This window comes from Desulfobulbus rhabdoformis, from assembly GCF_016919065.1.
Classification (GTDB): Bacteria; Desulfobacterota; Desulfobulbia; order Desulfobulbales; family Desulfobulbaceae; genus Desulfobulbus; species Desulfobulbus rhabdoformis.
In genome coordinates this window covers 197122-210631 of the sequence record NZ_JAFFQA010000001.1, presented here as the reverse complement: position 1 = coordinate 210631, position 13510 = coordinate 197122, and the positions used below count along the sequence as shown (strand labels likewise).

Sequence of the window (13510 nt, the reverse complement as noted above, 5' to 3'; positions counted from 1 at the left end):
GGAATCCGAGGGGGAGACGGCTCCGCATTCATGCCTGTAAGGAGGGCAACGACAATGCAACAGACAATGAAAGAAAAAATCCAGGCCAAACTGCAGAACAGCGAAGGCTTCACCCTGCTCGAGATCCTGGTCGTTCTTACCATCATGGGCTTCTTGATCGCCATGGTCGCCCCGCGGTTGGCCGGCATATCCGGGGACGCTGTGGATACAGTGTGCGACACCAACCAGAATCGAATGATCTCCATGATGTCTGGTTATTATGAGAAGACCAACCGCTACCCGGACAAGCTGACCAACATTGTTGAAGAGACCGCTGCCGGCGTGTATCAGATCCCGGCTATCTCCGATGATGATCCAGACAACGGAGCTGAGACCATCGCCTCCGAATTCAATGACCGCAACCATTTCCGCATTCATTATTTGACCTCTGATGAAGTCTTGGAATTGAAGGGCATGGGCATCGTTAACGTCTATAACCTGAATGCCTATGACGCGTACAACGATGATGGTACCGCTATTAAGGGTGACTACGATGAAACTGCAGCAACCGGCCCCAATGAGGTTGATTTGGCCGCTACAGCAACCAAGGCTCCGGCCATGGAGGAGTTTACCCTCGATACGGACGTTGCCACCAACCCCATTGCGGTGATGATGGTCGGTGCGGGGCATGACGGAACAAACTGGGATATTTCAACCGACGAACGTGGCTGGGGTGAAGCTGATTTCATGAGTCGTATCGTCTTTGGTTTTGGCCCTGAAAGCGGCCTGGTCACATCCGGTATCGTCTCCAATGCAGCCCATTGCCCAGGTGGCATCCAAAACGCCGACAACGTAACCTACAATGATTACAACCTGGTCCTCCCCCGGCTGGAAGCGACGGTTGATGAAACAAACACTGGTTATGAAACAGACTTAGCTGCACTTGATGCAGATAGTGACGATACCAGTATTCAGGTCGCAGCCGTCGGTTATGACGATGCCCCCACCGCCGCCTACGACTATGTGGGTAATGCAGACAACTACAAAACCCGCATTTATGACCTGGGCGCCCAAGAAAAATGGCAATATGCCACCATGTGCCCGGAAGGCCACAAGTTCCCGGCTGACGACGGTGAATTCTGGGGCATCGACCTGAACCCCACAGCAGGCCCTGGTGGACCTACCGCTGGAGCCCTCGACTAATCCCACCTGAAGCATACCCTCCCCGGCGGGGCAGCCTCTGCTCCGCCGGCCCCAGGCTCTTCGTTCGAGCCGGTGGCCACGCTACCTGCGGCCCCCGCCTGGACCGAATGGCCCGCACCAGGAGGCTTTGCCTCTCCTGGAACCAACCTGTATCGCCCGCGACAACGGCCAAGCCGCAGAGCACCCGGACACACGCCATATGTTCCCCCTGGCCAACGTCGCGGGCGATTAAGGGGAACAAGAACCATTCAATCGCCAGGTTGCAGCCTGAGCTGAACATGTATCAAGGAACCACAAAGCCCCATGCTCACTCCCTCCTGTCTCTGTCCATTGCGGCGGTGGCCACAATGCCCAACTGCCTGCTGCACCTCCACAGACCTCGAGCACACCACCCCGTCATCGCAACCACCGACGGAGGCAGATGCACGCAGATTGACAGAGGAGGGATTCTCACTGCTCGAACTTCTGGTAGTGGTGGCCCTGCTTGGTTTTGTGGTTTCCATGACCGCACCACGCCTGGCAGGCATCGTCGGCGAGGGGCTGCATACCGTGACCCGGACCAACATGACCCGACTAATCAACCTAATCTCCACGGAGCTGCAGAAGACCGGGAAATACCCCACCAACATGATCAATATTGTCACGGTGGAGGGCGGCACCGGAACCTATTACAAGCCCATGCTCTCGGACCAGGATCCGGAGACCGGGCCTGAAGTCCTCAGCCTGAAGATGGACAAGCGCCACCATTTTTTCCTGCACTACCTCAATGCGGCAGAGGCTGCGGAGCTACGTGGGCTAGGTGTGCTCCATGTGTACAACTACAACTCGCCTTATGACCGTAACGTGGTGCCCGGCATGCCTAATATGGAGGCGGTGACCACAGGGGTGGCTGTGCTGATGACCGGCGGCGGTGACAGTGACGGCGACGGCACCATAGCCTCCACGGAAATCGATGCCACCGAGGCAGACCGAGACCATCCCGGGGAAATGTTTCGCATGATCTTTGGTCTGGGCTCCGAAACCTCGCTCGTGAAAAAGGGTTTGATCCATGGGGCTTCCTCCTGTCCGGAAAGCGGCATGACCCCGATCAACTACGAGTGGAAATGGTACAGCCTGCTGCTGCCGCGTCTGGAGTCCACGGCCAAGCGGCTGGCAAACGATGATCCGCTGGGCATCGGCGACAAGGGATCGGTGATCGCCTATGCCGCCACCGGTACCCATTCCGCAGCAGAGCTAAGTGCCGTCACCCAAAGAAGAGAGAACACCTACGAGGCGCAAAACAGTGTCTTTTTCGCCATTATGGATAGCGAAGGCGAGGTCTTACCCACATTGGATATGACCGGATGGGGCATAGATTTCAGCGGTAATGGGGATATTGATTAAGCAACTCGATGGGCACAAACTACCGTGCTCACCCTATCGATTTTTAATGCGACTCAGGCTTAGCCAGCAACGAGCATTGGAGGGGGGCAGAGCTTTTTCTGCCTACCGGATGCAGCAGCACAATACTCCGATAGAACCAATGATCAAGACACATGCACAGGTAAACCAGGCCCCTCCCCAACTTCCTTCCGCAGGTTTCACCCTGATGGAAATGTTGATGGTATTGACCATCATGGGGATGCTGGCGGCAATGGTTTACCCGGTTCTAGGGCATCTCAATACGCGGGAACGGGAGCGTCTCACCCGGCAGAAGATGGAACAGATCCGACGGGCCCTGGTCGGCGATCCGGATCGATTCGATGCCAATGGCCGCCGAATCATCGGCGGCTATGTTGGCGACATGGAGTCCTGGCCGGACCTGTGGGAGGCCGCGCCCCAGGTGCGTGAGACGGTGATCGGCACGCCGCCGGACTTTGACCCGGAATCCGCATCCAATGACTCGATCTATTACTACCGCCCCATGGGCAGCTTTATAGCGGGTCGATGGGTCTGGGACCGGCCCTATCGCCAACTGACCAATGCAGCCAGCAACAGCGACCACATAGGCGGCCTGGAGACCGAGAACGAGGGACAGCCATGTGGGCTCTGGACCGATCAGCCCAGTAGCGAGAAGGCCTCCCAGCTTGATCCGGATCGCTGGAAGGGGCCCTACCTGGTGTATCCCACGGACAACAAGCCCGAGGATAGCAAACACCTGGCCAGCGACGATGGGGACTATGGACTGCTGAAACCGGTGTATAGCATGGTCCTTGGCGCCGAGGAATGGGAAGAAGGCGATTATGCCCCCAGTGATGGGGACCTAGGCGAACACTATGACAATAAGGAAGACTTCCGCCTGAAACAGACCGATGGTCGTCTGGCCGACGCCTGGGACCGGGCCTTTCGTTTTTTTATTTCCGAGGACCCGGACCACGCAGGGGAGACCCTGTTCTGGATCATCTCAGAGGGTGCAGATTTTGAGGGGACCTACCCCGCCAAGGGTACCTTGGGTTCCAGCGGTTGGAATGTAGATGCGGACGACCGTATGGGCACGAAATATGATGCCTCCGCCAGCGACCCAAAGGGCTATAATCCAAGCGATCCGTACAACGAGGATAACATCGTCATGGCCATCTCTTCCATTGAGTGGCGCACGGTGTTTGCCGAGCGTAACCTCTACAGGCGCCAGCAGACTGAAGCTTTGATGGAGCAGGTGCGCCGGTCCTTGATCGGTACGGCCACTGCAGGTGAAGACGGGTTCAACAGCGGCTATACCGGAGCGCTCTGCCGCTGGCCCGCCCTGTTCCGCTGGGAGGATAACGGCACCGCAGAGAACGAAACCGACGACTTCTGGGACGACCAGAACGAGGAGTCCACTCCGGTGAGCTACACCAAAGGCCAGCCGCGTGGGCTGTGGAGCGACGAACCCAACACCGGAGCGGACTCGGCCGAGGTCGACTTTGACCGCTTGCCTGCGCCGGCCCTGGTTATCACCGATCCTTCGGCAACGATCTCCACGGGCTCCGGCCCCGGAATCGGCTGGAATGGCCCCTACCTGCCTCCGATAATCGCCCAGGGCAAGGAGGAGCAGCTGGTCGATGGCTGGGGCCGGGAGCTGCTCTTCTTTCTGGACGACGGCAGTGACGATGTCCTGCACACGGAGGATGACCGCTTGCTGGTGCTCAGTCGTGGGCCGGACGGTCTCTTTGATTTCGGCGACAGCGACACCCTGCCCGAGGGTGCGGTGGACGGTAACAACGACTATCTGCAACCGGCTTCATTCACCGAGAGCGTGGATCTGAGTAGCTATGAGCCCAATAACAGCGGCGGCCATAACGCGGACAACCTGGTGATGATCCTGCGCGGATCGGACTGGCTGCCGGGTTGGCTAACCCTGGAGACCTTGGTGGTGGAGAATGCCACCAACGGAACCACCAAGGCACGGTTCGTTTACGGAATCGACGCTTCCGGTAACCTGCTCTCGGAACTGTTCACCGCTGGAACCGAAGGCAGCCTGATCGGTACCACCTGGACCTTGGGTCCCACGGCTCTCCAGTTTGACGACACGGGCACAGCCTGCACCGGCACCCGACAACTGGTGGTCTGGCAGGACAACGGCACAACCAACGATGCAGTGGACAGCGGCGAGCTGCACACCAGGCTCAACTACAACCTCTACCCGCACAACGGGCATGAACCGAGAACCAATCTGACTTTGGATACAAATTTATTTATCGCCGCACCTTAAATTTCTCAACACCAACGCGGCGGTGGGCGCCGGATCACGATGCGATTACCTTTCAGACTATCCCACATACCTCACCCCAGGCAACTGGGCAGACGAATCTTCGGACTGGGAGAGCGCCTTGAGCGACTTCTGCCCACCCGGCGTATGCTTGCTGTGGAGATCTGCGGTCACCAGATCATCGGTGCTGTTGCCGAAGGCAGGGGCCGTAAGCTGACGGTGCAGAACTTTGTCATTATCGAGCGCTCCAATCCCACCGATGACCTGCCGGATCCGGCTAACCTCAAAGAGCTGAGCGAGCGTTTGGACTATTCATCAGGCCCCATGGCGTTGGTGACACCAATGGCTCGCTCGGTCCAGGTCACCATGAACCGTGGTAAGGTCAAAAAGCTGCGCCAGTATCAGCTCTGCGATGCCCTGCGCTGGGAGGTGGAGCCCTATACGGGTATCTCTGGCACGCAGGCCCTGATAGGAGCCGAACGGGTCAATCCCGCAGAGCAGGAAGAGCTGGTCTTGCTGACCGAGGCCGACCCCGAGATGGATGTCAATGTTTCGGTGATCGAGCAAAACGTCTACCGGGCCATGCGCCAGATTTGCAAGCGGGCCAAGCTGCGGCTGATTCGCCTCTACCCCCCAGAGGTCTGCTTTTTCATACCCCTGTTTCTTGACCAACCGGATGTAGCTCAAGCAGTCTTCGACATCGGCCAGGACTATGCCAACTTCACGGTAATCAAGGGGAGGCAGCCCAAGCAGATCAATACCTACCCCCTGGGGCGAGAGGTCTTGCTGGAGATAATCGAGGGGGGAGAGGAAAGCGATCCCCTGCTGTCCCTTGATTTTCTCCTCAAACAGGTTCCAGGCCCTGTACCGCTGGCGCTGACCGGTGTGGGAGCCACCCAAAGAGAGATCGTCAACTTTTTAAACCAGCGTTGCGAGTACGGAGCACAACCCATGGAGTTGCACCGGGCCGACAAGTTGGGCCGGGCAAGCCATGACGGCCAGAATGCCCTCTACTGCGTTGCCGTGGGTGCGGCCCTGCGCGAGATATCAAGTGCGACCTGGCAACTGATCGGCATCACCGACGCCATCCCCCTGCCGGTGCGAATTCGCCAAAGCGGCCACCTGGTACCCATTGGTGCGGCAATCCTCATGGCCGGTGGTCTTCTGGCCCACTACGGGTACATGAAAAACTGCAAGGAACGCTACAAAAAACAGATCGTGGAACTGGAGAGTAAAACCGCTGTCCGCAAAACAAAGTTTGACCAGTATGACAAACTCGAAACCCAACTCAAGAACCTGGAGCGCAAGACCACGGAGCACAAGAAAAAAATTGCGTTTCTCAAGCAAGGCGCGGACGACAACCTGATTCACCTGGAGCAGGTTCTGGTGGCCTTTTTCAGCCTGCCCGAGGCAATGCGGTTGGAGTCGGTGAGTCAGCAGAAAGACGGCGGATACCTGGTGCAGGGAATTACCGAGGACTCGTCCCTGGTTGGCCGGTTCGCCGTGCAGCTGCAGAAGCACGCCTGGTGTCGGTCGGTACGTATAAAAGCTATGGAACAAAAGGGGGAAGAGGGGCTGCAGTTTACCCTCGAACTCAACACCAGTGAGACCCTGCATCAAACAACAACGAAGACCATAGCAGCCAATCAGGGAATGAGCAGAAAGGGAAAACAACGGCGATGAAAAAACTGACAAAGCTGGAGTCCTTTGGTCTGATCGCCGCCATCCTGGTGAGCGGCAGCTATTTTTACATGAAAAAGGTCTATGACCCCGAGGCCAAGGCCCTAAAAAAAACCATTTCCCGCCTCAATAAAAAGATCGGCGCTTATAACAGGCTCCAGGAGCCTCCCAATCCAGCCGGTTTAAAAAGACGGCTGGAACGACAACATGACGAAGAAAAAAAAATGGCCGCAGCCCTGCACGCAGCTGGCGGGCGGACCGATGCCGAATCCGAGGTCACGGAAATACTGGCCGAGATCAGCCTCATGGCCCAGCACGAAAACATGCAGGTGCTGAAGCTGATCCCCAAGGAGACTGAGGTTACGGATGTCTACAAGTGGAAAAAGGTCGATCTTCAGCTGCGCGGCCAATTTTATGATTTCGTGGTCCTGATTGAACGGCTCAAGCAGATGACCCGGCCACTTGAGCTCAGGCAGCTAAGGATCGAACTCGATCAGGGCGAATATGATGAAGTGCTTATCACAGCAACGTTGCGGGTTTAATTTAATGAAAAGAAAAAACATCTCTTATGGGCCCCTTGGGCTCATCCTGGTGTGCATGGCCACAACCTCTATCGCCTGGGGGGCCATTGAACAACCTGTACCATTGATGCCGGGCAGCCTGGTCGAATCAGGCCGTAATCCGTTCAGCACGCCGAAAAAAAGACTTTCCAACGCCAGCTACGGCAAGGTGGTCGAGGGCTGCCAGCTACGTGGCATCATCAAGGTAGGGGGGCAGCAGATCGCCCTGTTTGTGGTGCAGAGTGAAGAGGGGGCGCAGGCTAAAAAAGAGGAGATCCAGCTTCGGCGGGTACGGGTAGGCGACAAGATTCGCGTGCTGGGCAAAGACGAAGAACACCTCCTGACCCTGCGACAACTGGGGGAGCGGTCAGCGGTGATCGTGGGAGAAAACAATCAGCAGTACAAGGTCTGGCTATGAAAGGCTGGCGCACCATCACCTGGCTGGCAGCGATGCTGCTTGTACACGGCTGTGGCTACAAGGAGCGCCAGGGGGCCCTACTGGACGGACACCCCTTTTCTCAGCCCCCCCAAAAGGCCCGGCCAACGCAGAAAAAGCTTCTGCCACCTCCCCCTGCGGAAAAACCGATCGTGAAAATTATCTCCGGCAACCGGGTCTCGGGAATGGAGGAGGCTCAGGCTTTGATGCGTCAACATTATCGTAGCCCTCTGGGGTTGCGGACTGAGGTTGAACAGCTGGCTGTCAACGAGATACCACTGATTCAGGTGGCGGCCACCCTCTCGGAGATGTCGGGATTTAACATCGCGGTCTCGCGAAAGGCTGCGGACCTGCCCATCACAACCTACCTCCACCATATCCCACTGCGCCAGGCCCTGGAATCGATCTGCCGGCTCAACGACCTCTGGTACCGGGAGGATGAACGAATCATCACTCTCATGACCACCGAGGAGTATGCCAGTGAGATGGTCATCCGCCGCAATGAAAAGAGCCGGGCCTACTGGCTACGCTACACTAATGCCAATGACATGGCGAAGATCCTCCAGGCTGTGATGAGCGCCAAGATCCAATTCAATGATATCGGCAGTGAAGAGGTCTATGGGCATGTCAAGGAAGAAAAAGAAGCTGGAGAGAAGCTCTCCGTGGACGAGGAGACGAGCAAGCTGGCCAGCCTTGACAGCAAGGAGGTCAAGAAGCTGGTCAACCTGGGTGAGCTGGATCAGCACGGCAACAACGCCCTGGCGCTGAGCAAAAAAATAGACAAGTCCGTTCCCGCGGTGCTCACCGTGTTCAAGCGCAACAACTCAATCATCGCCCGATCCCTGGATGAATCCATCCTCGAGGACATCGGTCGTATCATCGAGTTGATGGACACCCCAACCAGCCAGGTGCTTCTGGAGATCGCCATCTTGCAGATCAATCTCACCGGCGGATTCGAGAGCTTTTTTCAGGTGGATTATAGCGGGGATCTGACCCAGTGGACAGACAATGGCATAGCACACCGGTTCCGCGATACCTGGAATACAATGGGCTCAACATCCGGCCCCCCCAGCCCCACCTCCACCCTGCTCTTCGGCAATGAGCATATCCAGGCAAGGCTGGCCCTCTATGCCCGAGATGATCGGGTCAAGGTACTGTCCACCCCCTATCTGATGAGCGCCAACAACTCCAAGGTGGAATTTTTTATCGGCCAGGAGGTTCCCCTGCGCGACGATGTGGAGAGCAAGGTGCTCTACAACGATGAGGGCGATGTCACCAGCACCATGTTTGAGGTGACGGTCAATCGGGAGGAGCTGGGAACGGATATAGAGATTTCCTCATTCATCAACGAGGACGGGACCATCACCATGGACCTGGAGGCCGAGATATCCTCGCCCCAATACAACATGACAACCATTGGTGTGGCCAACGAATCCACCGGCGAGGTGGTCCAATTTCCTCTGGACGGTAAGGAAACCAACGAGCTGACCTCAATTGTCACAGCTGCCTCAGGCCAGACCATCGCCCTGGGCGGCATTATTCGTGAGGAGCTGATGGAATATGAAAACAAGGTGCCGCTTTTGGGCGACATTCCGGGCCTGGGTTTCTTCTTTAAAGATATCAGTGACACCAAAGAAAAAACCGAGACCGTGATTCTACTCACCCCGCACATCATTCGCCACCCGGAACTGGCCGGAGCCGAAACCGAACGCTTTCTTGAGCGCCGCAGTTCCCACCCGTTGGCAACCCATGGGGTGGACACTATTCTCGACTTTCCGACCAAGGACAAGAACGAACAGGAGAAAATTGATGCAGCCGCTGGAACAGGTACATCAGGTTCATCCACTCCCACAAAGTAAACCCGACTCCATGGAGGAACTGTTGCGGCTGACCGCCGAACTGGGGGCGACTGATCTCCATCTCTCGGGCAACATGCCCCCTTCCTACCGGATTAGGGGGAAGATCACCCCCTACCCCTGCCCGCCGTTTACCCCTAGAGAACTGGAAGACAGGCTGGGGGAGATCATGTCATCGCGCCATATGGAGCTGTTGAAGAGCAAATACTCGGTGGATCTGGGGCTGAACAAACCAGGAGTAGGCCGATTTCGCGTGATCATTTTTTACCAGCGCGGCTGCATGTCCGCTGCCATCCGCATGCTGGCAGACGGCATGCCGGGATTCAAGGAGCTAGGCCTGCCGACGAGCCTTGCCCAGCTACCCAAATTCCATGATGGTCTGGTCTTGGTGACCGGGGCCACCGGCTCGGGTAAGTCCACAACCCTGGCCACCATTATTGACGAGATCAACCGGACCAGCCAACGCAACATCATTACCATTGAGGACCCGATCGAGTACGAGCACGCCAATATCAACTGCATCGTCTCCCAGCGGGAACTGTACACGGATGTGGCCTCCTTTGCCGATGCCATCCGCGATAGTCTGCGCCAGGATCCCGACGTAATCTTGGTGGGTGAGATGCGCGACCCGGAAACCATCCGTACCGCGATTACTGCGGCTGAAACTGGGCATCTGGTCTTCTCGACCCTGCACTCCCGGGACGCGACCAGTTCAATCAACCGTATTGTCGGTACCTTTCCGGCGGGTGAGCAGAGCCAGATCCGGCAACAGTTGTCGACCTCGCTACGCACGGTGGTCTCTCAGCGGCTGCTGCCCAACACCGGTGGGACCGGCCGGGTCCCGGCAGTTGAGATCATGTTCATCAACACCGGCATCTCCAACCTGATTCGCAACGGTAAGGACGAGATGATCTACTCCTCGATCGAAACCGGGCTCAAGGAAGGAATGCAGACCATGGAGCAATCCCTGGTGCGGTTGGTTTACGAGGGCAAGATCTCGGTGGAGACGGCGCTCGGTGCGGCCCGGCGGCCGGATCTGCTGCAGAAACGGTTGTCGGTGATGCGTTGTGTCTGACCAATGATGAGAAACCGAGACTGAACGTTAACCGGTGGGCACGATACAGCTATGCTCCCTTGAAATACCTTTGAATGTTAGGGGTCGTCTCTCACCACCAAACACACACCAAAAAACACCTGAAAATAACGGAATAACAGATCGTACATGGCACGACAGCGATTCGGCGAATATCTGATTCAACATAACATTCTAAACAAAGAGGCCGTCTCCTCGATCCTGGATGAGCAGCGGGTGCTCCAGGACGAATTCGGCCAGCTGGCGGTACGGCGCGGGCTGATGGATGAAACGGAACTGGTTGGGCATCTTTCCAGTTTTCTTGGCATTCCTCTGTTCGATGCCGGGGCGGTCAAGCCCGACCCGGAGCTGACCGGCAAGGTTCCCAAAAAACTTGCCCTCAAGCTTGGCCTCTTTCCTGCCGGGTTTGGCGCGGGAGGAGAGCTTGTCTGCGCCTGTGCCGGTCCTATCAATATTGCCGCTCTACAGTCGGTGGGACGGCTGGTCAACCGCACGGTGAGCCTGCAGCTGGTTTCACGGAGGAGTCTGCGCAAAATGCAGACCGAGCTCTACAGTCGTCAGTACGACACCTCGATCAAGATCAGCGCCGTGGCCTCCGCATCTGATGACGAAGTGCACCTGATCAGTGAGCTGCTGGAGAAGCTGCTCCTGCGGGCCATTAACCTGGACGCCTCGGATATTCATGTGGAGCCGGTCTTTAACGACCTGATCATCCGTTTTCGCGTTGACGGCATGCTGATGGTGGCCGAAACCCTGCCGATCAATCTGGCTGGTAAGCTGCTGACACGTATCAAAGTTCTTTCCAGGCTCAATATCGCGGAAAAACGTATGCCTCAGGATGGGGCGTTTTTCTTCAAGCCGGAACGGCTGGATGTGGATATCGAAGGAACCAATATTCGAACATCAATCCTGCCGGTGGTGCATGGGGAAAAGGCGGTTATGCGTATTCTCCCCCCACACGACTCGGCCATTGACCTGGAGACCATCGGTATGCAGGCCGACACCCTGGATCTGTTTCGCCAGATAGTCACCACCCCATACGGCATCGTTCTGGTCACCGGCCCCACGGGCAGCGGTAAATCCACCACCCTCTATTCGGTGCTGCGGATGCTGCGTTCGGACACGATTAACCTGACCACCCTGGAAGACCCGGTGGAGGTCAAGATGGGCGGAGGCATCAACCAGACCCAAATTGACCCCGGCCCCAAGATCACCTTTGCCGGGGCCCTGCGTGCCATTCTCCGCCAGGACCCGGACGTAATCATGGTGGGCGAAATCCGCGACGGCGAGACCGTACGTGTGGCGCTGCAGGCGGCTATCACCGGCCATCTGGTGCTCTCCACCCTACACACCAACGACGCCCCTTCGGCCTTTACCCGACTGATGGATATGGGGGCAGAACCCTTTCTGGTGGCGAATTCAATCCGGGGCGTGCTTGCCCAGCGCCTGGTCCGCAGGGTCTGCCCGAAATGCGCCAAAGAGGAACCGATCACCCAGAGTGAACTGAGCATGCTCGGGCTTCCTGAAAACGAAGCTCTGATGGTCAACCGGGGACAGGGCTGTGAGGGATGCAGCTTTAAAGGCTATCGGGGCCGCAGCGGCCTCTATGAACTGCTGGCCGTGGATGATGAGCTCCAAAAAATGGTGGCCGCCCAGGAGACCACGGACCGAATCAGGGACTACGCAATGACCGAACTGGGTTTTCGTACCCTGCGCGATGAAGGGATTATCAAAATTCGTCAGGGCTTGACCACTCCCGAAGAGGTCATGCGCGTGACCATGGGTTGAACAGGAGACCAAAGACTATGCCCATGTACGCCTATACAGCTATTGATGCCAAGGGGGAACTGACACGCTCGACCTTGGTGGCCGCAAGCCCGACGGCTGCGGCCAACGCCATCCTTGCCAAAGGTCTGACACCTATGGAGATCCGCGAGGCTGAAGAAGGCAGCGGCGGCGATCTCAACAGTCTCCTCCTCCAATTCGGCCGGATCAGGCTCCAGGAGATCCTGCTCTTTCTGCAGATGATGGCAGCTCTGCTCGGCTCCGGCATCACCATCACCGAGTCCATTGCCGTTCTCCACGAGCAGATGATCAACCGGCGTTTCAAATACGTGCTCGGCGAGGTCAAGATGCAGATAGAGGGCGGCGTTTCTTTCAGCGAATCCCTCGGCCGTTTTCCCTCGGTTTTTCCCGAGGTGGTAGTCAATATGCTCAAAGCCGGTGAGGCAGGTGGTATTTTGGAGCGGGTCCTGAGCGATTTGGTGATCTACCTGGAAAAAAAGGCGGCCCTGCGCAAGATGCTCATCCGCAGTTTGCTGTATCCCTCGGTGGTGCTGGTTGTGGCTATTGGCGTGGTCATCTTCCTGGTGGTTTTTGTCATCCCCAAATTCACGGTATTACTCCAGGGGTCAAAACTACCCTGGAACACTCAGTTGATGCTGGATATTTCCGACTTCATGATAGCAAATGCCAAAACGTTGATCATGGGCGCCCTGGCCACCATTGCCTTGCTCATCACCCTCTTCAACCTGGAGCAGACCCGGCAACTGATAGACCGCTACAAAGTATTTCTCCCGGTACTCGGCCCGATTGCCCGCATGGGGGTGATCGTCCAGTTTGCCCGGACCCTGGGTTCCCTGCTCAACAGCGGCATTCCTCTGGTGGAGGCCTTGAGCATTACCCGTGATACGCTGACCAACAAGGCGGCGCGAACGGATGTGGACCAGGTGGCGGACAAGGTGGCAGAGGGGGAACAGCTATCCGTGGTGCTGGCCAAGGGCTCCCTGTTCACCAGTCTGATGATTGCTATGGTTCGCATTGGGGAACAGTCGGGTAATCTGGATAAGCAGGTAACCCTGGTGGCTGATCTCTACGAGCAACAACTGGAAGACCGCATCAAATGGATGAGCAGCCTGATCGAGCCGATGCTGATCATATTTCTTGGCGGGGTGGTCGGCTTTGTAGCCTGGTCTCTGGTTGCGGGCATGCTCGCCCTCTACAAGGCCTGAGCACCCAATCGATATAAAAAATTTC

At 57.0% G+C, this 13510-nt stretch carries 10 protein-coding genes; all 10 read left to right on the top strand.

Annotation, left to right across the window (positions count from 1 at the left end):
- Positions 1 to 54 precede the first annotated feature (54 nt).
- Positions 55 to 1182, top strand: a complete 1128-nt coding sequence (locus tag JWJ90_RS01005) for a type II secretion system protein (RefSeq protein WP_205225316.1) — start codon at positions 55 to 57, stop codon at positions 1180 to 1182.
- A 303-nt stretch (positions 1183 to 1485) separates the two neighbouring features.
- On the top strand, positions 1486 to 2565 hold the full coding sequence (locus JWJ90_RS01000) for a prepilin-type N-terminal cleavage/methylation domain-containing protein (RefSeq protein WP_205225315.1): 1080 nt from the start codon (positions 1486 to 1488) through the stop codon (positions 2563 to 2565).
- 139 nt (positions 2566 to 2704) lie between these two features.
- Positions 2705 to 4852, top strand: coding sequence for a type II secretion system protein (locus tag JWJ90_RS00995; RefSeq protein WP_205225314.1), 2148 nt, complete (start codon positions 2705 to 2707; stop codon positions 4850 to 4852).
- Positions 4853 to 4891: 39 nt separating this feature from the next.
- Entirely contained in the window at positions 4892 to 6532 is a 1641-nt protein-coding gene (locus tag JWJ90_RS00990; RefSeq protein ID WP_205225313.1) for a PilN domain-containing protein, read from the top strand.
- The gene (pilO, locus tag JWJ90_RS00985) at positions 6529 to 7071 is read left to right on the top strand and encodes a type 4a pilus biogenesis protein PilO (RefSeq protein WP_205225312.1); all 543 of its coding nucleotides are present in this window, start codon (positions 6529 to 6531) and stop codon (positions 7069 to 7071) included. The genes JWJ90_RS00990 and pilO overlap by 4 nt, the downstream gene beginning before the upstream one ends.
- Before the next feature lie 55 nt (positions 7072 to 7126).
- Positions 7127 to 7507: a hypothetical protein gene (locus JWJ90_RS00980; protein WP_205225311.1), complete on the top strand. Its 381-nt coding sequence runs from the start codon at positions 7127 to 7129 to the stop codon at positions 7505 to 7507.
- Positions 7504 to 9384, top strand: a complete 1881-nt coding sequence (locus JWJ90_RS00975) for a type II secretion system protein GspD (RefSeq protein WP_205225310.1) — start codon at positions 7504 to 7506, stop codon at positions 9382 to 9384. Before JWJ90_RS00980 ends, JWJ90_RS00975 begins: the two co-directional genes overlap by 4 nt.
- A complete protein-coding gene (locus JWJ90_RS00970; protein ID WP_205225309.1) occupies positions 9335 to 10456 on the top strand; it encodes a type IV pilus twitching motility protein PilT in 1122 nt (373 codons plus the stop codon). Before JWJ90_RS00975 ends, JWJ90_RS00970 begins: the two co-directional genes overlap by 50 nt.
- Positions 10457 to 10603: 147 nt before the next feature.
- Entirely contained in the window at positions 10604 to 12262 is a 1659-nt protein-coding gene (locus tag JWJ90_RS00965) for a GspE/PulE family protein (RefSeq protein ID WP_205225308.1), read from the top strand.
- 17 nt (positions 12263 to 12279) lie between these two features.
- Positions 12280 to 13485: a type II secretion system F family protein gene (locus tag JWJ90_RS00960; protein WP_205225307.1), complete on the top strand. Its 1206-nt coding sequence runs from the start codon at positions 12280 to 12282 to the stop codon at positions 13483 to 13485.
- Positions 13486 to 13510 lie beyond the last annotated feature (25 nt).

Bases quoted from the DNA above. Each gene is read 5' to 3' on its own strand.
- JWJ90_RS01005 (WP_205225316.1), top strand. From the start codon at position 55: ATGCAACAGACAATGAAAGAAAAAATCCAGGCCAAACTGCAGAACAGC.
- JWJ90_RS00990 (WP_205225313.1), top strand. From the start codon at position 4,892: ATGCGATTACCTTTCAGACTATCCCACATACCTCACCCCAGGCAACTG.
- pilO (WP_205225312.1), top strand. From the start codon at position 6,529: ATGAAAAAACTGACAAAGCTGGAGTCCTTTGGTCTGATCGCCGCCATC.
- JWJ90_RS01000 (WP_205225315.1), top strand. From the start codon at position 1,486: ATGCTCACTCCCTCCTGTCTCTGTCCATTGCGGCGGTGGCCACAATGC.
- JWJ90_RS00965 (WP_205225308.1), top strand. From the start codon at position 10,604: ATGGCACGACAGCGATTCGGCGAATATCTGATTCAACATAACATTCTA.
- JWJ90_RS00980 (WP_205225311.1), top strand. From the start codon at position 7,127: ATGGCCACAACCTCTATCGCCTGGGGGGCCATTGAACAACCTGTACCA.
- JWJ90_RS00960 (WP_205225307.1), top strand. From the start codon at position 12,280: ATGCCCATGTACGCCTATACAGCTATTGATGCCAAGGGGGAACTGACA.
- JWJ90_RS00995 (WP_205225314.1), top strand. From the start codon at position 2,705: ATGATCAAGACACATGCACAGGTAAACCAGGCCCCTCCCCAACTTCCT.
- JWJ90_RS00970 (WP_205225309.1), top strand. From the start codon at position 9,335: ATGCAGCCGCTGGAACAGGTACATCAGGTTCATCCACTCCCACAAAGT.
- JWJ90_RS00975 (WP_205225310.1), top strand. From the start codon at position 7,504: ATGAAAGGCTGGCGCACCATCACCTGGCTGGCAGCGATGCTGCTTGTA.